The organism is Microbulbifer mixtoriginis (SeqCode) (assembly GCF_052467235.1).
The window spans coordinates 3,327,098-3,349,378 of the sequence record NZ_CP174305.1 but is presented as its reverse complement, the minus strand read 5'-3'; the positions used below and the strand labels follow the sequence as shown (position 1 = coordinate 3,349,378).

Below are 22,281 nucleotides of genomic sequence, written 5' to 3'. Positions count from 1 at the left end.
TAAGCATGTCCCAACCAATCAGACAAGATTTACAATCATTTTTGATTATCTTCACCGGCGTAGATCACCACCATTTCATGTGCAATAGAAATTTGCACATTCCTTCCACATTCCAATCATGATCAGGAAAACCTGAGCCCATCCACGCAAGGCAGAGCCAACAGAGCGACTAAACCTATTCCTCACATTGAAAAAAACCTGCACTCATAAAAACACGGGACTTTATTATTTGCTGTACGAAAAACTTATGCCTGCCAGATTAAAGTACTGACCACCATTACCAAGAGGCCCACTGTCATCGAAAAACAACTTTTTAATTTATCTAAATTAATGGGAACTTCACACGCCGAGATGACAACTAAGACACGTAAGACAAATACAAAAGGTCTGTGCAGCAGCGCAGAGGGTTATGGGCAAAAATTAATATCTGGGGTCGTACTTAGGGCATTAGCTCTAGCAGAAAGTTAGCTCTCTAAAAAAGCCAACTATCAGCAAATCTCCCTATTTTTTGAGCCTACTTCCGCAAACGGTTTTCCGTAAGCGGCTTGCAAGGATGCATTTAAGCTTTATTGAAATGCACTTTGTGGGAATAAAAATATCCTCACCAAGAATCTATTTAGCAATTTTTCCTGAGACTGACTGATCAGCCCCTGGATAAATTGCCGTACTTTCTACCCGTGCATTTTCATAAATATACTGCTCCATCCGCATTCTATTTCGTACCGGGAGATATAGCTGATGATTTCCAGAAGACACTTATTGCCTATTTCCCTGGCAATATCGGCCCTAACATTTATTGCACCTCCAGTCCTCGCGGATTTTGGTTCTAAACATGACAAGCATCGGGTACCTAAGAACGCAAGAAAAGGTCCGCGGCCACCCAAGCAACAACCCTTCGATTTCAGTTCAATCTTTAACACCGTCCAGATTCTGGAAGCTGGCGCTGTGGAAATACACCTCGGTGGCCATATTGATCAGGCCACACTGGAAGCAATGGACCCAATTGAAGCCTATGTTCATGCTTTCGAAGAAGGTGATGAGCTATTTGAAATGAACTACAACGCGCTCGATGGGGTAGGTGTCAATGTCGGCAACGGTAAGCGCTTCACCAGTTTTCCGCGCCCTGATCTCAGAGGCCCAAGGGCCTGGGCCAATATTTTGCCCCATCGAGCTACAGGCCCCAACGGTGATTCCTGTATCAGTTGTCACAATGTTCCCGTTGCCGATGGCGGCGGTGGTGTGAACGATAACGTGATCCGTATGGACCCAGAGCGCAAACAAAAAGGCTTTATTGAGCGTAACTCCCCGCACCTGTTCGGCATGGGCGCGGTACAGTTGGTGGCCGAGGAAATGACCACCGAATTACACAACCTCAGGGATCAGGCTGTCGACGACAGTTGTGCCTCCGGTGAAAGTGCCACTGTGGAAATGGTAGCCAAAGGGGTGAGTTTTGGTGAAATATCCGTTTCCTGTGAAAACGTCAACTACGACAATCTCGCTGGCATTGATACAGATCTTGTTGTGCGCCCCTTTGAGTGGAAGGGACTCACCGGCTTCGTACGTGCTTTTGTGCGAGGTGCTGCGCACCAGGAACTCGGTATGCAGGCCACCGAACTGGTCGGTGATGCCGATAGCGACTTCGACTCTGTCAGCAACGAACTGAGCGTGGGGGATATCACCGCACTGGCAATCTACAATGCTGCACAACCACGGCCAGTCACCAAGCTCGAATTGAACAGCGTGATTGATACCCTGAATGAAGAGGAAAGGGAAACCTACGGGCTACCTCTCAGTGAGGCAGATATTGCCAGCATTCAAAATGGCGAGGAAATTTTCTCCTCTATCAGCTGCGCCTCCTGCCACTCTCCCGAGATGGAAGTCAGCTCACCAGTATTTTATGAACCGTCGAAACACGCCAGCTATCGCGATGAGACCTACCCAGCGGGCAACATTGCCGGGTTACCCACTACCTCCCTGCAATTTAACCTGCTGACAGATATTCTCGACAACCCTCAGGAGCTACCTTCCGGCCAGACATTGGGACAGTTCGAGGAGTCCGAGAATGGCGGAGCAATTGTACGCCTCTATGGCGACCTGAAGCGCCACGATATGGGCCGAGCCATGGCTGAGGAGTTCGATGAGGGCAACGTGGGTGCCTCGGTATTCCTTACCGAAAACTTGTGGGGAGTAGGCTCCACGCCACCCTATCTACACGATGGCCGCGCCACCACCATGACGGAAGCTATTCTGTTTCACGGAGGGGATGCACAATCCAGTAAAGAGCAGTTTGTAGCCCTTAGCGATGGTGACAAAGCCGACCTGCTGAATTTCCTGGATAACCTGGTACTTTACCTGGCTCCAGAGTAAGTCTCTAAAAACCCACAATCCAACCGGGGCGGCCTATCGGCTCGCCCCTTTCACATCTCAATACAAATTATGGCGTTGATGCCACTCTGCCAGTGACTCATCTGGGTACTCATCGAAATGCTTGTCCACGGCTCGAATATCCGGCTCTACCCAGGTTTTGGCAAAGGCCAGCATCATATGGGTAAGTTCTGGTGGTACGGGAAGCTCACTATCTATCGCAGAGGCAAATGGGTGGACCAGATCGGGCCAGCGGGGGTCCCACAACCAAAGCGCACTGCCACAGCGGGAACAAAAATGGCGCTGCGCCGGGCTGGCACTATTGCTGCCAGACTTATCTCGCAATATTGCCTGATACACTGAGATAAACTCCTTCCCCTTTACCGTCAGCGACTGGTAATCCCCTCCCAGGTTAACGGCATAGCCCCCTCCCCCAGCCGTCTTGCGGCAAATCGAACAGTAACAGCGGTTAAATGGGTATGGTTGTGCACATTTAAGATTGAATTGCACCGACTGGCAGTGACAGGAACCTTTTAGTTTCAATATGAAATCTCCCCACTTGTCTTGCTTACACCTCCAATGTCTGTATCTAGGCTAGACTGGTTAGCGGTCCCACAATCAAGGGTTATGCCGCCATGGCAATCGATAAGCCCGTCAGACACGATAAGTGGCAGGCCCAGGAATATGTAAAGGCCTCCTCCATGCAGTGGCGGCACGCCATGGAAGCTATCCAGCGCTGCAACTATCAAGGCGCCAGTACTATCCTCGATGTGGGCTGTGGCGATGGCAGAATCACCCGCTATCTATCCGAACACCTCAAGAGTGGCAAGATCGTCGGTGTGGACCTCACTGAGGATATGATTCGCCACGCCCGCAAAGCCCACTCCGGCGTACCCAATCTCTCCTTCGAGCAAATGAGCGCCGATGAAATTCAGTTTGATAAGCAGTTCGACATTATTTTTTCTTTCAGCTGCTTGCACTGGGTGGCAGACCAGAAGAAGGTCTGGAATGGCTTTTACAAACACCTACGAGAGGATGGCAAGATTGTGGCCGGCTTTCAGGTTGACCATGAGAATTTCTGGGATACGGTGTACGAATTCCAAAACAACAATCAGTGGCAGCCATATTTTGAGAACTTTCTCGATCCTTACAACCATTATTCCTTGAATGCGATGCGCAATTATATCGAGGAAGCTGGGTTTTACCTGCCCAGGATCGATGAAATCCATCATGTGGAAAATTTCGGCACCCAAGACACGCTCACAGCGTTTTTCTTATCTTGGGTGCCTCAATTTCGACATCTGCAGAACTCGCAAAGACAAGAATTTGCCCAGCAAGTGATGGACGCCTACTACAAAAAAATACATCCAGTAATGCATAAACATGCTGGAGTGCGCATCAAGCGATTTATTATTGAAGCCGTCAAATGAATCGGCATCCATGTATTAATTTTAAAACTAGTGAACTCAAATCACCCTTAGCTGCTAACTTTTTAGGGCTTAACCATTCTCTGCAAACTTTTGAAAAAGTATCAACAAAATAAAATCACGAACGGGCCATTATATCTAGATCCACCTTCAAGCATGAGGCAATTAAGTTTCTCTTACAAAAGTTGTGGCCAGTTAAAATACTTACCAAGCCCTCTTTTCCCAGCAAACGCTCGCTGATTTGCTCTAATGGCAGCCCTTGCTGATCAAGCTGCTGTGCCTCTGCAGATAAATTCAACAGAAACTCATACTTCTGCTTTAACTGCTGCCAGCCATTTTCTACAACTCCTCGATGGGGACAGAGAATGACTTCGAAGGAGTGCTCCAATACACTTTTGATGCTGTTTAACAGGATCGGAATATCCTCATCGATGCGAAGAAACTTTAAGTAGTTGGCAATATATAAATCCGCACTGAACAACCAGCCACGCTCAGGCAACAGGTAGCAGGTCATATCTTTGGCATGACCTGGGCTAAATAGGGGCTGCACTTCTTCAGTACCAATGCGGATATCTTCTGGCAGTGGCGCTACTTCGGCTTTTCCAGCAGTTCCCCAGAACAGTTTTTGCATTGGGGGAATACGAAAGCCCCTTTTTAATATCCCTATAGTTAAGTCTGGAGCAAAAGCCTGCACGCCGGTGAGCTTTTGGATAGCACCGGCGTTGCCGCTGTGATCCTCGTGGTGGTGAGTCAGCAATAGTTGTTTTAGCGGTGTATTTTCAATAAACGGCTTAACATATTTCCACTGGTTACTAGGCCCAGTATCTATTACTGTGCCATTAAGCCTATAAACGACAAATGTGGTGTTGACCCCCATATTCAGGCGGCCAACTCGGATTGCCTCCAGGCCCTGATAATTAAATGTTTCTCTTACCGACATGGGGAACTCTCTTACAGATTTTGGAGTATTTTCAGGCAAGTGGCACAAGCGGAGAAATTGCAATTTCCTCGAATGTAGGTGACATATCACTACTAATCTCTATAAGGGGACAAGCCAGAAGGCCCAGGTGAGGCATAAATCCCCTAACCCAGTAGCAAACTGTTCTCACAATGCATCCAGCGACACCACCTCAAGCCCTCTTTCCGTGTAGCGCCAACACAAATTGAACCCACACAGCGCCATGCCATAAATTCGCTGTGGATCGTTTTTTTGGTAAGCAGGCCGGGGATCTTGTGCCAGAACCTGCTCAATTAACTTCGGCAGATCGGTGCCCCAGTCATCTTTATAGGCCTTGGCTTGGTGAAGAATCGCTTCCGGGATATTTACAGTGATTAATGCCGGGGCGGCATCGGCAAAAGCGCTTTCAGCATGGTTTAGGGCATCGGCATAGGGCACATAGGGTTTGATATCCAACACGGGGGTGCCGTCTACCAGGTCGGCTCCACCGACAATCAATTCCACTTTGGGGGAGCTGCGCACTTCCAGTAAACGCACCACGGAAAGACCAATATTATTGGGCCTAAAGGGGGAACGAGTGGCGAGTACACCGAGCTTTTTATTACCACCCAGGCGCGGGGGGCGGACCTTGGCGGACCATTGCCCGGCAGCCTGGTGAAACTGAAAAACAACCCAGATATGACTGTTTTCCTCCAGCCCCGCTACCGCATCTGCCACATTCAGTGGCGGTAATAGTTCGATACTGGCCCGACTGGCATCGGCGAGCAGTGGCTGACGGGGGACACCAAATTTTTCACCAAAACAGGAGTGCACACGGGCAATGGGCTCAACAACCATGGAAAATCCAGACAACCAATAATGAGCCCGATATTTTAAACCAGTTGCGGGAATTATTTATCGACACCAGCAATACACAAATATTTTATTTCCATGTAGTCCTCAATACCGTATTTAGAACCTTCCCGTCCCTGACCAGATTCCTTTACACCTCCAAAGGGCGCCATTTCATTGGAGATAATCCCTTCATTCACACCCACCATGCCGTACTCCAGCGCTTCTGACACTCGGCAAACCCGTCCAATATCACGGGAATAGAAATAAGAGGCGAGGCCAAACTCGGTATCATTAGCCATGCGAATCACCTCTTCTTCCGTGGAGAATTTAAACAGTGGTGCCACTGGACCAAAGATTTCCTCTTTAAACAGATTCATTTGCTCAGTGGCATTTCCCAGTATTATGGGTGCATAGAACTGATCTCCCATAGCATCGGGTCCGCCAGCAACCAGAGTTTTCGCACCTTTTTGTAGGGCATCTTCTACCAACCCCTCCACCTTTTCGACCGCTTTGACGGTAATCATAGGGCCAATATCGGTTCGCTCTGCAAAGCCATTCCCCATTGTTAGCGCGTTAACTGCCTGGGCAAATTTCTCCGCGAAAGCCTCGTAAACCCCTTCCTGTACAAAAATACGATTGGCGCAGACACAAGTTTGCCCGGCGTTGCGGTACTTACAGACAATGGCACCTTTCACTGCCTCATCCAGATCCGCATCATCAAAAACAATAAATGGCGCGTTGCCGCCCAGCTCCATGGAGGTTTTCTTCATGGTTTCAGCACACTGCGCCTGCAGTTTCTTACCCACAGCGGTGGAACCGGTAAAGGTAAACTTGCGCACTAGAGGATTCTTCGTCATCTCGGTGCCGATGGCAGGCGCATTTTGACCAACCACAATATTGAAGATCCCCGGGGGAATACCCGCTTCCTCCGCCAGTACCGCCAGCGCCAGGGCGGATAATGGCGTCTCATGGGCCGGCTTGGCGATAAATGGACAACCGGCCGCCAGGGCCGGCGCCATCTTGCGGGCGATCATGGCATTGGGGAAATTCCATGGCGTGACTGAACAAGTGACCCCAACAGGTTGCTTGATCACCACGATGCGGCGGTCGTTGGCGGGGGGCGCTATGACATCGCCATAAATGCGCTTAGCCTCCTCGGCAAACCACTCGATATAGTTGGCACCGTAGACTATCTCTGTGCGTGACTCAGAGAGGGGCTTCCCCTGTTCGGCGGTAAGAATTCTGGCTAAGTCCTCGGTGTTATCGATCACCAAGTTGTACCAATGCCGCAGTAACTTGGCCCGCTCCTTAACCGGAGTAGCGGCCCAGTCTGGCCAGGCAGCACTGGCCGCCTCAATAGCGCGACGGGTCTCATCGGCACCAAGGTCAGCTATGCTGGCCACTACCTTGCCGGTGGCCGGATCTTTAACGTCGAATGTAGCGCCAGAATCGGCATCGACCCACTGGCCGTTGATATAGGACTGGGTGCGCAATAGCGCGGGTTTTTTCAGCTCCAGCATCGCCATCTCCTTAGGTGTCGTCCATGATCCCGGTCGGATCCGCGATCTACCGCTAAGGATATTAACCCGTAAAATGCCCCCCGCAGTGCAAGACAAGGGGGGGATTGGCGACACTCGGGCTTGTAGGCGCGTGGAACTTTATTTTTTCTTTTTCACAAACTTCATCAGGCGGCGTTTCTTGGCCTTCTGGCGATCACTCAGTTTGTTTTTCTTACCGGCGTAGGGGTTGTCACCGGTACGGAATTCGATTTTCACCGGTGTCCCGTGTAGCTCCAAGGCCTTGCGGAACGTCTTTTCCAGATAACGTACATAGTGCGCAGGCACCTGTTCGGTCTGATTGCCGTGAATAACGATCACCGGCGGGTTCTGGCCGCCCGCATGGGCGTAACGCAGTTTGATACGGTGGCCGTGCACAAGCGGTGGTTGGTGCTCACTTACTGCCCATTGCAGAATACGCGTGAGGTGGTTGGTGGAGAGTTTATCTGTCGCACTCTGGTAGGCGGCCTCGATAGACTCGTACAAATGGCCAACGCCAGTGCCGTGCAGGGCGGAAATAAAGTGCACGTCAGCAAACTCGACAAAACGCAGGCGGCGCTCCAGCTCCGTTTTCACGTAGTCGCGGTGATCTGCCTCCAGGCCATCCCACTTGTTCAGAGCCACCACCAAGGCTCGCCCGGCCTGAATCACGCTGCCCATCAGGTGCATATCCTGGTCCACCAGGCCCTCGCGAGCATCAATCACCAGCACCACCACATTGGCGTCTTCCACCGCCTGGAGGGTTTTGACGATAGAGAACTTCTCCACCGATTCCTTAATGTTCTTGCGTCGGCGAATACCGGCAGTGTCGATCAAGGTATAGGGCTTCTCATCGCGCTCGTAATTGATATAGACACTGTCGCGAGTGGTGCCAGGCTGGTCGTATACCACTACGCGGTCCTCGCCGAGCAGGCGGTTGACCAGGGTAGATTTACCCACGTTGGGTCGCCCAACAATGGCAATCTTGATTCCGGTGGCCTCTTCCGTCTCCTCTTCAGCCGCCACCTCAGGAAGGTCCTCAACCACGCGCTGCATCAGGCTGCGCACACCACGACCGTGGGTGGCAGTGGTGGGAAAGAGTTCACCGATACCCAGCTCATAGAAGGGCGCCAGGGCGATATCCGGGTTGACACCATCGACCTTGTTGGCAACCAGGAAGGTCGGCTTGGAGCGAGTGCGCAGCCGGTCTGCGATCATTTCATCCGCCGGAGTCAGGCCATCGCGACTATCCACCAGGAACAGTACGATATCCGCTTCTTCGATAGCCTGCATAGACTGCTGCGCCATGGCCGCATCAATGCCCTCTTCTCCACCGGTGATACCGCCGGTATCTACGAGAAGTACCTTGCGTCCATCGATTTCGGCCTCGCCATATTTGCGGTCGCGAGTAAGACCGGCGTAATTAGCCACCAAGGCGTCGCGGCTCTTGGTTAGACGATTAAACAGTGTGGATTTGCCCACGTTGGGGCGCCCGACCAGGGCGATAACTGGCAGCATAGAATTCTGGCTTTAGCCTAATAAATAAATACAAACGCCCGCACAAGGCGGGCGATTTCAATTCACCTGCGAAGCAGGCTCCTTTTGCGGGCTGGTGCCCAAAAGCGGACTGCCTGTCCGCCACAGCAATATTGCGCGCTTAGCTCCGAGCGAGGGTCAGGGCTACCAACTTGCCGTCATCAGACAGGACAAACAACAGGTCGCCATCCACCAGCATGGGGATACGAATCGAATCGTTATCCACCTCTTCGCGGCCGATAAACTGACCGGAACTGGGGTCAAGCACATGCAGGTAACCTTCCAAGTCGCCGACAATCACAACATCCTGGAAATAAGCCGGGCCACTCAGTTCGCGGCGCAGTAATTCATTGTTACTCCAGGCGATCTGGCCAGCGCCCACATTGTAAGCGTATACACTGCCCGAGGCGCCGCTCAGGTACACATGCCCTCCACCAACAGCCACTGAGTGGTTGGTAGAGGCATCACGCGCCCAGAGGCCGCGACCGTTTTCCTTGGATAAAGCGACAACACGCCCCTGGTAACTGGCGGCAAACACCAGATCACCGCGCACTACCGGCGACCCGTCGATATCCACAACCCGCTCCAATTCAGCAGAACCCTGCGGAATGGCAACGCGCTGTTCCCAGCGGGTGATACCGTCGCGGGCGTCCAGGGCAACCAATTTGCCATTATCGAGACCGGCAATTACCAGACCGCCGCTAATCACGGGGGCCGCGGTGCCGCGGAGAGTCAGTACCGGTAAGGTGGTGGTTTGGCTCCACAACTCTTCACCGCTGCTGGCATCCAGGCCCACCAACTTACCGTCAACGGTTTGCAGGACCACAACACTGGATCCTATTGCCGGAGCGGAGACCACTTCACCAGAGACCTGATAGGTCCATAGTTGAGCGCCATTTCGCAAGTCCAGGGCCACCGCACGGCCGCGGTAGTCGACAACTACAGCGATACCCAATCCAACACCGACACCACCGCTCAATTCAATATCCAGATCGGTTTCCCACTGGGGCCTACCGCTGCTGCGATCAAAAGCGGTCACTTCACCGTCGCTGCTGGCGGCAATCAGTTTACCGTCAGCCAGACCCGGCTGCAGCATCGCATAACGCTTCTCGTCGATGCTGCCCACATCCGCCGACCAGACTTCGCGCAGCTGAACACTAGGCGCGAAATCGACCAGGTCTACCGGCTCGACATCCTCCTTACTCTCGTTGGAGGCGCAGGCACCCAGAGCTACCGCTAGGGCAACCGCTGCGGTGCGCCCCACAGCGCGATTGAGAAATCCCATTATTCGCCTCCCTCAGGTGCTGGTTCACTTGGTTTCTGCTCTTCGCCAGAGGCCACTGCTAGGCTCTCAACTTTGAGTTGTAGCAGCTGGGTACTGCCCGCCTGCTCTGGTAACAGCTCGGTCAAAGCTTGTTCGTAGGCGCTGCGCGCGCCGGCGTCATCACCTTTTTGTCGGAGAATATCACCGCGCGTCTCGGAATAGAGGGCGGCAAAGGCCGGGGGCACACTGCCCTCAATCAGCTTCAAAGCTTCATCTGGTTTGCCGCGCGCGGCAATCACCGTGGCCAGACGGCGCTTGGCCAGCAGCTTCATGGCGTCTTCTTTGGAGTTGTCGAGCACCCACTGCAAGTGAGTCTGCGCGACTTCCAGGTCATTCTTGTCGACGGCAATTGCGGCCAGGCGCAGAGAGGCCTGACTAGCGTAGATACGGCTGCCGTACTCGTTTTTCAGCTGCTCGGCGAGTGACTTCGCAGTAGTCAGCTGCTTGTTGTCTGGCTGGTTGTCATTAGCGGATACCGCCTGGATAAAACCTTGGTAAAGGTCCGAGGCCGCCTCAGACTTGGAGCGCTGGTCACCCTGCCACCATTGATAACCAAAGTAGCCGGCCAGAGCCAGGACTATGCCGGTAAGAATGCCCCTGCCGTTTTCCGCCCACCAGCGCTTCAGCGTTTCTATTTGTTCTTGTTCGGTAAGATGCTCAGACATTGGGTAAATCGCCTTTCCTGTGGTTTCTAACTATCCTGGCGGGGGCCACCGCCACCCTGAGTATTTGAATCAGCCCTGCAGCAATGCCGCAAGTTCCGTGAGCGCGAGAGTCTGTTGCTGTTGCTCGGAGCGCAGATATTTCACTGTAATCTGACCATTTGCAGCCTCATCCTCGCCGATAATCAGTGCGTAATCGGCACCGCTTTTATCCGCTTTCTTCATTTGGCTCTTAAAGCTCCCACCTCCGCAGTGCGCCTGTAGACGCAACCATGGTAGCTCGTCGCGCAATTGTTCGGCGGCAGCCAAGGCGGCTGATTGTACATCACCCACCGCCACCAGGTAGGCATCTACTTGCTGCGCCAGACTCTCCGGTAGTACTTCAAGGGTTTCCAACATCAATACCAGGCGCTCGGCACCCAGGCCAAAGCCAACTGCTGGAGTGGGCTTCCCACCCATCTGTTCTACCAAACCATCGTAGCGGCCGCCGGCACAGACAGTGCCCTGGGCACCGAGACTGTCGGTCACCCATTCAAAAACGGTTTTACCGTAGTAATCGAGACCGCGCACCAGTTTGGGGTTGATCTCGTATTTCACCCCTGCTACATCCAGTAGCTCGCGCAACTGGGCAAAGTGGGCGGCAGATTCCTCATCGAGGAAATCCAATAGACAGGGCGCCTCGGCGAGCAGTTCCTGGGTTTGCGTATTTTTACTGTCGAGAATACGCAAGGGATTGCGCTCCAGGCGGCGTTGGCTGTCCTCGTCCAGCTGCTCGCGGCGCTCGCTTAGGTAGGCCACCAGGGCCTCACGATAGGCTGCGCGGCTGTCGGAGTTGCCCAGGGAGTTCAACTGCAGGGTGACGTGTTCACCGATACCCAGCTGACGCCACAGCCGCGCGGTCATAATCAGGATTTCCGCGTCGATATCCGGCCCTTCGATGCCGAACACTTCCACTCCAAACTGGTGGAACTGGCGCAGACGGCCTTTCTGTGGGCGCTCATAGCGGAACATGGGGCCGAAATACCACAGGCGCTGGGGCTGAATCAGCAGGTTGTTTTGGATCGCTGCGCGCACGGTGCCTGCGGTGCCCTCTGGGCGCAGGGTAACGCTGTCTCCGCTCTTGTCCTCGAAGGTGTACATTTCCTTTTCAACAATATCGGTAGCCTCGCCCACGGCGCGGCTGAACAGCTGGGTTGCCTCCAGAGTGGGCGTACGGATTTCACTGTAGCCGTAGCGGGCAAAGAGTTCACTGAGGGTGGCTTCCACATATTGCCAAACCGGGGACTGTTCCGGCAGCAGGTCGTTCATGCCGCGAATTGCGCGAAGTTGTTTCAACGCTGTTCCTTAAATTTCTAATTACTTAAATCAACGTATTGGGCAGTGCAATAGACGTGCCCGCTACGCTTTGGCGATGATATCTGCCTCGCGCTCGGCCTTGGCAGCGGCCTTTTCGCGAATTAGGCGTTCCAAATCATCCACTAGATTCTCATTTTTGAATTTGCGGTCTGGCTGGCCGTCCACATAAATCGCGTGGCTCGGTGTACCGCCGGTGAGGCCAATATCCGCTTCCTTCGCTTCGCCCGGGCCATTGACGATACAGCCGATCACCGCCACATCCAACGGCGTGGTGACATCTTCTAGGCGCGTCTCCAGCTCATTCATGGTTTTTACCACATCAAAGTTCTGGCGTGAGCAGCTGGGGCAGGCGATAAAATTGATCCCCTTGCTGCGCAGGCGCAAGCTCTTCAGAAGATCCCAACCTACTTTCACCTCTTCCACCGGGTCTGCCGCCAGGGATACCCGCAGGGTATCGCCAATACCGTCGAGCAACAGGGCGCCGAGGCCAATTGCGGATTTCACCGTACCGGCTCGCAGGCCGCCGGCCTCTGTAATACCCAAGTGCAAGGGCTGCTCAATTTGCTGGGCCAGTTTGCGATAGGCAGCGGTGGCCATAAAGATGTCCGAGGCTTTCACGCTCACCTTGAAGTCCTGAAAATTCAAGCTATCAAGAATCTCAACATGGCGCAGTGCGGACTCCACCAGTGCATCTGGCGTGGGCTCACCGTATTTTTTTTGCAGGTCTTTTTCCAGAGAGCCCGCGTTTACACCGATACGAATCGGGATATTCAGATCACGGGCCTTATCTACCACCGCACGAATACGCTTCTCACGGCCGATATTACCGGGGTTGATGCGCAGGCAATCCACCCCCAGGTCGGCCACTCGCAAAGCAATGCGATAGTCGAAGTGAATATCCGCCACCAGCGGAACATTCACCTGCTTTTTAATTTCCCCGAAAGCCTCAGCGGCCTCCATGCTGGGCACTGAGACCCGCACGATATCCGCACCGGCATTTTCCAGACGCTGGATCTGGCCCACAGTGGCGGCCACATCACAGGTTTCGGTATTGGTCATGCTCTGCACCGAGATCGGCGCATCGCCACCGACTGGTACATTACCCACCATGATCTGGCGCGACTTGCGGCGGACAATGGGAGATTCAAATTGCATAGGGCTGACCTGGCAGTATTGCTGCTAAAAATTCGAGGGGGAGATTATAGAGAGATTGGGCGCAAACCTACAGAGTTCGCGCCCAAACGGCGGAGATCCTTTAATTGCCCACAATCAGGCGGCGGGTGCGGCGGTTGCCAATGGGGTCGCTTTCAATCGTTTGCTCGCGGTAAACCACCTTGGTTGCACGGGCATTACCGAGCATCACTTCGAAGGGCGCGCGACCATCCAGGTTCTTGGAACTGCCGGCTTGCTGAACACCGGCGAGCAGTACAACACCCTCGGCATCCTTTACTTCAACCCAGGAATCCTCGTCGAAACTGAGACGCAGCGCTCCTTGCAACTGTTCATCCAGCTGCGCAACGGTTGCGGGTAGCTGGGCGATAGCGTCTTCAGCTTGCACACTGACCTGGGGTTCAGTAAGCGCATTATGTTCGGGAGTTTGAGCCTCCTCCGCGACTGCTTCCCCGGCGGGCTCTAGTTGTTGCGCCGGTGCCTCAGCAACCTGCAACTGGGTTGAACCAGGCTCCGCCAATGCTATTTCATTGATATTTACGGATGGCTCAGCAACGGATAGCTCAGTAGTTTCGGCAGGGGCAGCATTTTTCTCTACTGAGTTCTGCAGGCCGGGAATATTTACCGGGCCAACATAGAGCCACCAAAATACAGCGCCCGCCACCACAAATGGCAGGAGAGCCAACAGACCATAGCCGTGTTTGCGCGCCGGGCGCAGGGAGTCGGCTTTCATCTCGATACGTCGCGATTCTTTGCGCACCTGCTGTTTTGGACGTGCCGCATCGTAGGCGGTAAGCACAGGAGCGGAGTCAATGCTCAGCTCCCGGCAAATATTGCGAATATAACCCCGCGCATAAACCGCTTCCGGCTGGCGCTCGTAAAGGTCTTCTTCTAACCACTCCACCGTATTGTCGATAATACACAAGCGCCGGGACAGCTCCTCGCGAGACAGCCCGGCCGCCTCGCGCGCAGAGTGCAGTAGCGCACCGGGAGAAGCCTGTGTACTGGATTCGATTTGGCCGCTGTCGCGGTGCACGGAGTTACTATCCGTCATTACCACTCAACTCCTGATATTTCAGTGTTTCCGCAGAGTACGGGTACAGATTTTTTAGCGCAAGAGCATAACTCAGCTCCTTGTCGCGGTTGCCAAACACCTTTTCGATACGTATCCCCAACCATAGGGATTGGGGTGTCTGGCGTTTATTCTCACTGTAACGATCAAGGTACTGTTTGGCCGCAGAATAGTCGCCGGCCTCATATTTAAGCTCCGCCAACTCCAGTAGCGCTACCGGCAGATTGCTGTTGAGAGCGAGCGCACGCGTGTAGGCCCGTTCTGCTTCATCTGCTAAGCCCAAGCGATTGGCAGTACGGCCATAGTTAACCAGGGCAAAGAAACGGCGGTTATAAGTCAGGTCACTGGAGGCGTGACGAAATTGCTCTAAAGCATCCTCATAGCGCTCCTGCTGGTAAAGGAACACGCCATAGTTTGTGCGCGCCATGGAGAAATTGTCGCTGTAGCGCAGGGCCTTTTTGAAATGGGACTCGGCCACCTTCAATTCGCCATCGGCCTGGTACAGCAGAGCCAGGCCATGGTGGGCCATAGGATTCTTCTTGCCCAGCTCCAGCGCTTTGTTGAAGTGACGGCGAGCCAGCTCGCGGTTCTCTCCACTCTGCAGATAGCGAATACCCAGTTGAACATGGGTTTCCAAAGCCTTCTCCAGGTTGACCTCCTGGCGCTCTGGCAAACCAGTGGTTACACATCCCCCCAGTAACACAGTGAGAATCAGGCCTAAGAACCGCAGGCCAAAAGAATTTGCAGACACGACATCACCTGTACATTTATTTTTCATCTATCCATCAAGCGGGATCGCAGTGATTAATCACTATCGATCAAGCACCAGGGCGGGGCAAAGTAAAAAAATAGTGGTGTGCCCACTGTGATGGCAGAGCAGTCCCCAAGATAACCTGTCTGCAATGCCTCTTCCGATACTGGATCCGGACGCAGATCCTGCCTCCCGACTCATATAGTGCCGCAAAGCACCGTGAGTTTCAGCTGTGTACCCCTAATTAATTCCAATTGACTCGGCGATATCTCTCGCTGATAACAAAATAAAATCGGGGCAGTGCGGAACCTGCACAAAAGTCAGAAAATTTCGTTAGTACCGGTAATAAAACCACCACTAGAGCTCCTTACCGGAGCTATCCCTCGCATCCAGCTGTTTGCCATCAGGACCCCCGTCGCGGGTAGGGATCAGGGCACGAACGGAATTTGAGGAGGTGTTGGCCGCATCCGGGTCGGTCAGGGTCTCAAGAAAACGTACGACCAGGTCGATCTCGGCATCGCTGAGATTATTACCGGCATCACCACCGGTGGTTGCAAGGATTGCTTGGGAGAGCGCAAGGCCATTGGGCGCCACCTTACTGGCACAATCTGTTAACTCTGAAAATTGTGACAAATCGCACATTTCGTTGTTGGTGTAATACTGGTTAACCGATGCCGCACGGTCGCGATAGTGTTCGACATTTCTGCGTAGCGTCGCGAATTGACCACTGTGCCCCCAAGGGCCAGTGAGCGCGACATTCAGTAATGTTGGGGGACGGAAGGCACCAGCACCGTTCGCCCCCAGATCCGCGCCACTGCCATTCTCATCGGTACCTATACCAATTTGTGGATAATTCGCAGGCCGTGGCCCTTCAGTAGTAAAAAATGCACCCGCATGGCAATTAGTACAGCCGGAATTCCCTGACATAAAAGTAATGGCACCGCGCTTCTCATCATTATCGAGCGCATTCAAGTCGCCATCTACATAGTCGAAGAAAGGGTTGTCGATAAAGAGCTGCACCGCTTCAAAAGCGGCTATAGCCTGCGCAATACGGCTGAAAGTAATCTCGTCGTCACCAAAAGCTGCGTTAAATAACCCGCTCCAGGATTCCCGCCCCAGATTGGCCGCCACTATATCTTCGCGGTAATCGGTGGTGCCACTATCACTACTCGCATCGTAACCAAATTGAGTAACATCACCCATTTCTGCAGGATTGGTTACTGGAAAATGCGCCTGCGCCATCATCAGGGCCAGGGTGCCAGTACCCACCGCCGCTTCGGTATTAAAGCTGACATCCCGTGAGTCGGTGCGGATACCGCGATCGGTAAGTGCCACCCGGTTATCCCAAAAGAGCCCACTACTCCACAATGCCACATTACATATCGGCTGGGCGTTTCTGGGTACTATGGGTACCTCATTGATACCGTCAGAGCGGCCTGGGCCAACCAATGCAGGATCTAATGGATTCACACCCACGGGCATAGAGAGATCGTCACCGCCACAGCCGATAGCAGCGTGGTGACAGGAGGCACAGGCTACATCGCCATTGGCACTGAGGGATTGACTGTAGAACAAGCGCATACCCAGCTCGACCATGGCGGGGTCTTGTTCACTTCGCACCCTGGCAGCAAAAGCGCGCATATCTTCCAGATGCCCAGCCATGTTGTTCGATTCCAGCATGGCCGCCAGGCAGGTATCCAGATCTTCATCTAATAAATTCAATGCACTGCGAACATTTTTACATTCACTAATGTTCACAAGGCGCTCGAGGACCGGTACTGCAACCGCACCATTGTTAAGGCCGCTATTCGTATTATTGATTAGTGTTTTCGCATTGACCCGGGCCGTTTCATTCTCGCTGATCACATCGCCACTGGTCACTGAGTAGCTGTACTCGGTATTTATCGAAAGGCCCTGGTCAACATAAAAATGATTATCTGTCTCGGCAATTTTTTCTCCGCCACGATAGATAGCATAGGTTGCCCCATCGCGCTGCCAGGAAAGGCCGATACTCGTTCCTGAAAAAGCATTGGCGATCAAGGCCTTCGGCGCACTGCCTTGCCCGGTCTCTGCGCCATTGCCTGTATCATCGTCATTATCTGTATCTGTGTCGCCGCCATTGCCCGTATCATCACCACCGGAGTTTGTATCGGTATTTCCCCCAGCGTCGGTGTCAGCTTCCACCGTTTCCGAGCCAGAGCTGTCATCGCCACCGGATGAACCGGAGCTGCAGCCCACAGCCAACAGAACAAGCGGCAGTAGCACTAATCGCAACAGTGCTGCGCATGATATCGGCAAATTATTGCTCTGGGTTTTCATAAATACAGCTCGACTCCGCCACTGAAAAATCGTTTTGAACAGCACTGGACAGACAATGGAGCTACTAGTGCCCCATTCGGCACCAAAAGCTAATATTTTGGAACTATCCAACATTTTTAAAGGTAGTTTTTTGGGGAGCAGAAAGAGTTGCCTGCCCTCACAATACTTTTCATGAAACCGAACTTTTTGGTCAATTTCATGGGATACAGAGGTAATGACCCTAAAGCTTTTATTTGGCAAATTCTGTTGAGAGAGTCGCAAAGCACTGATGCTGGTACAGTGATATTGGATACTGTGAATTGTCTCTGGGTTTAAAGAAATAGAGAAAACGGTATTGAGAAGGCTACAAGCTAAGTTTGCCCATACTGCGACCCAGCCTAAAAAATTAATTGCACAAATCGCAAAGATAAGTATGAGGGTATAAAAACTATACCCTCATACTTTTGACTTTTTTCTAGCTATTCACTTGGCTATAAAACAAGGTAAACAGGGAATTACAAACTCTCCCCATTCCGGTTTCTAGCATCCAGCTGTTTGCCATCCGGACCACCGTCTCTGGGAGGAATCAAAAATTGAATCTCATTAGAGCTACTATTGGCGGCGGCTGGGTCAGTGAGAGTGCCCAGAAAAATGACAACAAGGTCGATCTCATCATCAGTCAGGCGGTTGACACCACCACCATCATTCCCTGCAAGAATATCCTGAGACAGAACCAAACCATTAGGCGCTACTTTACTGGGGCAATCCTGTAAATCTTTAAACTGTTCAAGATCACACATTTCATTATTGGCAAAGTAACTGGCAATTGAGACACCCTGATCCCTGTAATGCTCGACATTTCTACGCAAGCTGCCAAACTGCCCGCTATGTCCCCAGGGGCCGGTAATCGCAACATTTAACAGCGTTGGGGCTCGGAATGCTCCGAAGCCCAAAGACCCCTCTCCACCCAAATCGGCTCCACTGCCACTCTCGTCAGTACCAATTCCAATCTGCGGATAGTTAGCAGCCATCAGCGCCTCGGAAGTAAAGAAGGCCCCCTTATGGCAGAAAGTACAGCCTGAATCTCTCGACATGAACGTGATAGCACCACGCTTCTCTTCGGCGCTAAGCGCTTGTAAATTGCCCTCGACATAGGCAAAAAATGGATTATCTATAAATATCTGCACCGCCTCATAAGCTGCAATAGCCTGGGCAATACGGCTAAAGTTAATCTCAGGATCACCAAAAGCGGATGTAAATAGCGGCCCCCAAGCTTCGATATCCAGATTCGCCGCCAATATATCTTCGCGGTATGCAGTAAAGTTTTCGTCGACAGAATCATCGTAGCCAAAGTCGACGATATCCCCCATCTCAGGTGGTGCTGTAACAGGGAAGTGTGCCTGTGCCATCAGTAGTGCCAAGGAACCAGAACCTACCGCGGAGGAAGTATTTCGGGTAACGTCCGTTGAATCTGTGCGCAGCACACCATTAGGACTCAATGAAACCCGGTTGTCCCAAAACAGGCCACGAGACCAGAGCGAAGTGTTGCAGGTCGCTTGTGAATTCCGCGGCACTATCGGCACTTCATTAATACCGTCAGAACGCCCCGGCCCTAGCAACGTACTATCTACCGCATTAATGCCAACCGGCATTGATAGATCATCCCCACCACAGCCAATCGCCGGGTGGTGACAAGAGGAGCAGGAAGCATCTTGATTGGCACTCAGGGATTTATTGTGGAACAGGCGCATACCCAGCTCAACCATGGCTGGTTCCTGCTCGCTGCGAACACGCGCGGCAAAAGCACGTATATCCTCAACAAGAGAGGCCATGCGATTGAGCTCAAGCATGGCTGCCAGGCAGTTATCAAGATCTTCCTCGAGTAAATCCAGGGCACTGGCGACATTTTTACACTCGGCAAAAGTGGATATACGCTCGTTTAAGACATCGTCTTCTGTGCCGTTATTTAGCCCTGTATTCGTGTCATTTACCAATGTCTTAACAACAATCTGATCGGCCTCAGAGGCGCTGGCAGTATCGATTGTATTTAGCAAGTAGCTGTACTCAGTCGCTACCGTGAGGTTTTTATCGACAAAAAAGTTATTACTGGTTTGCGCGACTCTTTCACCATTGCGATAAACAAAATAGGTCTCACCATCCCGCTCCCAAGCAAGGCCGATGCTGGTCCCGGAAAAGGCATGGCCAATCAATTTACCGGGCCCACTACCCCGCTCAGATTGCGGATCGGGGTCTGAGTCTGAATCACCCTCTACAGTATTCGGTGTCGAAGTATCATCATCGCCTCCAGATGATCCTGAACTGCAAGCTGCCAAGGATATACAGAGTATTAAAAATAAATATCGCAATAGGACATTGGCAGACACCTTAAAATCCACTTTTTCAGTACGCATAAAATTTAACAGTCCTTTCCATCCACTTTCGTAAAGTTCTGGACTGTTAACGCAGTATCCTGGGATTTGGTTGACACCAATAAAAGGGAGATCAGAAAAAAATGGAGAGGCTTTAAAGGAATTACGACCCTAAGGCCTACAGAAAGGATAGGACAAGCCCGGATCTAAGCTAGCAAGTGGCTATGCAAATCATCCAGGCTGGGTTCGTTGATCAGCCGACTATACGAACGGGGCGTTCGGCGTTGCGGTAGCGCTCGGAGCGGCGGGTGCGGTCGTTAACACTGCCGGCCAGCTGGCCACAGGCTGCATCGATATCGTCGCCGCGGGTAGTACGCACGGTAACCGTATAACCCTTATCAAGCAATATCTGCTGGAAGCGACGCAGAGCATTGTTGCTCACACGCTGGTAGTCGGACAGCTCAAACGGGTTAAAGGGAATCAGGTTAATTTTCACCGGAATCTCTTTCAGCAGCTCCGCCAATTGCTCAGCGTGCTCCGGGCGGTCGTTAACCTCGCGCATCAGCGTGTATTCAATGGTCATTTTACGGTGCGTATCCGGCATACGCTCGATATAGCGCTTAGCGGAATCCAACAACACCGCAATGGGGTATTTCTTATTGATCGGCACCAACTCGTTACGCAATTCGTCGTTGGGAGCGTGCAGGGAAATCGCCAGGCTCACATCGGTCACATCGGCTAGGCGGTCCAGTGCGGGCACGACACCGGAAGTTGACAGGGTGACGCGGCGCTTGGAAATACCGTAGGCATTATCTTCCATCATCAGATTCATGGAATCGACCACATTGTCGAAATTGAGCAATGGCTCACCCATGCCCATCATCACCACGTTGGTGACTTTGCGCGGTCCTTTCGGGTCCAGCTGGCCGAAAGACTTACAGGCGATCCACACCTGCCCGATAATTTCTGCCGCGGTTAAATCGCGGTTAAAGCCCTGCTTGCCAGTTGCACAGAAACTGCAATCCAGGGAACAGCCCACCTGCGAGGAGACACACAGAGTGCCGCGATCGCCATCGGGGATATAAACCGTCTCGATAGCATTGCCACCGGAGACTTTAATTAGCCACTTGCGTGTGCCGTCGGCAGAATCCCACTGATTCAATACTTCCGGGGCACGGACTTCGGCCACTTCCGCCAGCTTTTGACGCAGGGCCTTGCTGACATTGGTCATCTCAGCAAAATCATCAACCCCATTCTGGTGAATCCACTTTAAAACCTGAACTGCGCGGAAGCGCTTCTCGCCCAATGATTCAAAAAAGGCGGCCAGCTTTTCTACTGAAAGGCCGAGCAGGTTGGTTTTCTCTGTGGTCATTCATTTCACCTCGGGGGAAGAATTGCACCGGTCCGGACAGACCGGTGCGATTTGTGGCGCTAATTAAGCGCGCGCGCAGATTTCGTCGTCGGCGAAGAAGTAGCTTACTTCGCGGGCAGCGGACTCTGCGGAGTCGGAACCGTGTACAGCGTTGGCGTCGATGCTGTCAGCGAAGTCAGCGCGGATGGTGCCAGCAGCCGCTTCTTTCGGGTTGGTAGCGCCCATCAGATCGCGGTTTGCCAGGATAGCGTTCTCGCCTTCCAGAACCTGTACAACAACCGGACCGGAAGTCATGAAGTCAACCAGGTCTTTGAAGAAAGGACGCTCTTTGTGCTCAGCGTAGAAACCTTCAGCCTTTTCACGGGACAGTTGAACCATTTTCATGGCAACGATGCTCAGGCCAGCTTTCTCAAAACGGCTCTCGATTTCACCGATTACATTCTTGGCTACTGCGTCCGGCTTGATGATGGAAAGGGTACGCTCCAGGGCCATGGTTATCTCCAAATTGATTTTTGTAACTTAACTTACATATAGAAAGAGCAACCTACACAGTTGCTCTTCCCTAGTATTCCTTTCATACCCACCGGGGGTACTCAATTTTTGATCACCGCATTTCGCGGCCGGCGGATTATACGGGGTATTGATCGACTTTTGTACTCCAATACCAATACCCCCTTAAACCCATTCTGACTACTCGCGTTCCTCAATCCAGGCGGCCTGAATAGCCTCCAGAATCTTTTCACCACAACGGCCCGGCTCGTCATCAAACTCAGGTAACGCCATCACCCAGTTGCGCAAGTCGACAAAATTGACCGTGAGCGGGTCCACATCTTCATGGGCTTCGCAGAGCTCAATAGCGATATCGTGAATATCGGTCCACTTCATTGTTTTGGCTTCCTCACTACCCGCGGTACTCAGTGCTTTTCCGATACCTGGTTGATGGTGTATTTGGGAATTTCCACCACCAGATCTTCATCTTCAACGATCGCCTGACAAGACAGGCGCGACTCGGGCTCCAAGCCCCAAGCCTTGTCCAGCAGGTCTTCTTCCAGCTCATCGGGCTCCTCCAGGGAGTAGAAGCCTTCGCGCACAATCACATGGCAGGTAGTACAGGCACAGGCCTTCTCGCAGGCGTGCTCGATCTCGATATCGTTGGCCAGTGCCGCATCAATTACACTGACACCGCTCTCCGCTTCCACCACTTTACCTTCAGGGCACATTTCCGGGTGGGGTAAAAATACTATCTTCGGCAT

The 22,281-nt window shown here is 52.6% G+C and carries 19 protein-coding genes; 2 read left to right on the top strand and 17 right to left on the bottom strand.

The features are described from left to right. Positions 1-738 precede the first annotated feature (738 nt). Complete coding sequence (locus tag ACJJIO_RS14580; RefSeq protein ID WP_444908889.1) at positions 739-2,367, top strand: di-heme oxidoredictase family protein; 1,629 nt, start codon at positions 739-741, stop codon at positions 2,365-2,367. A gap of 57 nt (positions 2,368-2,424) precedes the next feature. Here ACJJIO_RS14580 and ACJJIO_RS14575 read toward each other — a convergent pair whose 3' ends face one another. Continuing rightward, a complete protein-coding gene (locus ACJJIO_RS14575) occupies positions 2,425-2,907 on the bottom strand; it encodes a GFA family protein (RefSeq protein ID WP_444908888.1) in 483 nt (160 codons plus the stop codon). A gap of 92 nt (positions 2,908-2,999) precedes the next feature. Between ACJJIO_RS14575 and ACJJIO_RS14570 the strand changes: the two genes are divergently transcribed. Continuing rightward, positions 3,000-3,794 carry a class I SAM-dependent methyltransferase gene (locus tag ACJJIO_RS14570; RefSeq protein ID WP_444908887.1) on the top strand — a complete coding sequence of 265 codons (795 nt, stop codon included), beginning with the start codon at positions 3,000-3,002 and terminating at the stop codon, positions 3,792-3,794. Between the two features lie 115 nt (positions 3,795-3,909). Here the strand turns inward: ACJJIO_RS14570 and ACJJIO_RS14565 are convergent, their stop codons facing one another. The 16 genes from ACJJIO_RS14565 to fdx form a co-directional block, all read right to left on the bottom strand. Further along, positions 3,910-4,731, bottom strand: a complete 822-nt coding sequence (locus ACJJIO_RS14565; protein WP_444908886.1) for an MBL fold metallo-hydrolase — start codon at positions 4,729-4,731, stop codon at positions 3,910-3,912. A gap of 165 nt (positions 4,732-4,896) precedes the next feature. Next, positions 4,897-5,586, bottom strand: a complete 690-nt coding sequence (gene tsaA / locus ACJJIO_RS14560) for a tRNA (N6-threonylcarbamoyladenosine(37)-N6)-methyltransferase TrmO (protein WP_444908885.1) — start codon at positions 5,584-5,586, stop codon at positions 4,897-4,899. A gap of 53 nt (positions 5,587-5,639) precedes the next feature. After that, the gene (locus ACJJIO_RS14555) at positions 5,640-7,103 is read right to left on the bottom strand and encodes an NAD-dependent succinate-semialdehyde dehydrogenase (protein WP_444908884.1); all 1,464 of its coding nucleotides are present in this window, start codon (positions 7,101-7,103) and stop codon (positions 5,640-5,642) included. 138 nt (positions 7,104-7,241) lie between these two features. Continuing rightward, the gene (der, locus tag ACJJIO_RS14550) at positions 7,242-8,636 is read right to left on the bottom strand and encodes a ribosome biogenesis GTPase Der (protein WP_444908883.1); all 1,395 of its coding nucleotides are present in this window, start codon (positions 8,634-8,636) and stop codon (positions 7,242-7,244) included. Between the two features lie 139 nt (positions 8,637-8,775). Further along, positions 8,776-9,939 carry an outer membrane protein assembly factor BamB gene (gene bamB / locus ACJJIO_RS14545; RefSeq protein ID WP_252084820.1) on the bottom strand — a complete coding sequence of 388 codons (1,164 nt, stop codon included), beginning with the start codon at positions 9,937-9,939 and terminating at the stop codon, positions 8,776-8,778. After that, complete coding sequence (locus tag ACJJIO_RS14540; RefSeq protein WP_444908882.1) at positions 9,939-10,643, bottom strand: YfgM family protein; 705 nt, start codon at positions 10,641-10,643, stop codon at positions 9,939-9,941. The genes bamB and ACJJIO_RS14540 overlap by 1 nt, the downstream gene beginning before the upstream one ends. Positions 10,644-10,712: 69 nt before the next feature. Then, a complete protein-coding gene (hisS, locus tag ACJJIO_RS14535; RefSeq protein ID WP_444908881.1) occupies positions 10,713-11,975 on the bottom strand; it encodes a histidine--tRNA ligase in 1,263 nt (420 codons plus the stop codon). A 63-nt stretch (positions 11,976-12,038) separates the two neighbouring features. After that, a complete protein-coding gene (gene ispG, locus ACJJIO_RS14530; protein ID WP_252084817.1) occupies positions 12,039-13,151 on the bottom strand; it encodes a flavodoxin-dependent (E)-4-hydroxy-3-methylbut-2-enyl-diphosphate synthase in 1,113 nt (370 codons plus the stop codon). A 100-nt stretch (positions 13,152-13,251) separates the two neighbouring features. Then, positions 13,252-14,220, bottom strand: coding sequence for a RodZ domain-containing protein (locus ACJJIO_RS14525; RefSeq protein ID WP_444908880.1), 969 nt, complete (start codon positions 14,218-14,220; stop codon positions 13,252-13,254). Next, the gene (gene pilW, locus ACJJIO_RS14520; RefSeq protein WP_252084815.1) at positions 14,210-14,989 is read right to left on the bottom strand and encodes a type IV pilus biogenesis/stability protein PilW; all 780 of its coding nucleotides are present in this window, start codon (positions 14,987-14,989) and stop codon (positions 14,210-14,212) included. Before pilW ends, ACJJIO_RS14525 begins: the two co-directional genes overlap by 11 nt. Positions 14,990-15,346: 357 nt before the next feature. Then, positions 15,347-17,308, bottom strand: a complete 1,962-nt coding sequence (locus ACJJIO_RS14515; RefSeq protein ID WP_444908879.1) for a cytochrome-c peroxidase — start codon at positions 17,306-17,308, stop codon at positions 15,347-15,349. Between the two features lie 494 nt (positions 17,309-17,802). Continuing rightward, a complete protein-coding gene (locus ACJJIO_RS14510; RefSeq protein WP_444908878.1) occupies positions 17,803-19,698 on the bottom strand; it encodes a cytochrome-c peroxidase in 1,896 nt (631 codons plus the stop codon). A 211-nt stretch (positions 19,699-19,909) separates the two neighbouring features. Next, on the bottom strand, positions 19,910-21,028 hold the full coding sequence (rlmN, locus tag ACJJIO_RS14505) for a dual-specificity RNA methyltransferase RlmN (protein ID WP_252084812.1): 1,119 nt from the start codon (positions 21,026-21,028) through the stop codon (positions 19,910-19,912). A 63-nt stretch (positions 21,029-21,091) separates the two neighbouring features. After that, a complete protein-coding gene (ndk, locus tag ACJJIO_RS14500; RefSeq protein WP_108731991.1) occupies positions 21,092-21,520 on the bottom strand; it encodes a nucleoside-diphosphate kinase in 429 nt (142 codons plus the stop codon). 198 nt (positions 21,521-21,718) lie between these two features. Continuing rightward, on the bottom strand, positions 21,719-21,913 hold the full coding sequence (gene iscX, locus ACJJIO_RS14495; protein ID WP_444885872.1) for a Fe-S cluster assembly protein IscX: 195 nt from the start codon (positions 21,911-21,913) through the stop codon (positions 21,719-21,721). A 29-nt stretch (positions 21,914-21,942) separates the two neighbouring features. Next, positions 21,943-22,281, bottom strand: coding sequence for an ISC system 2Fe-2S type ferredoxin (fdx, locus tag ACJJIO_RS14490; protein ID WP_152451921.1), 339 nt, complete (start codon positions 22,279-22,281; stop codon positions 21,943-21,945).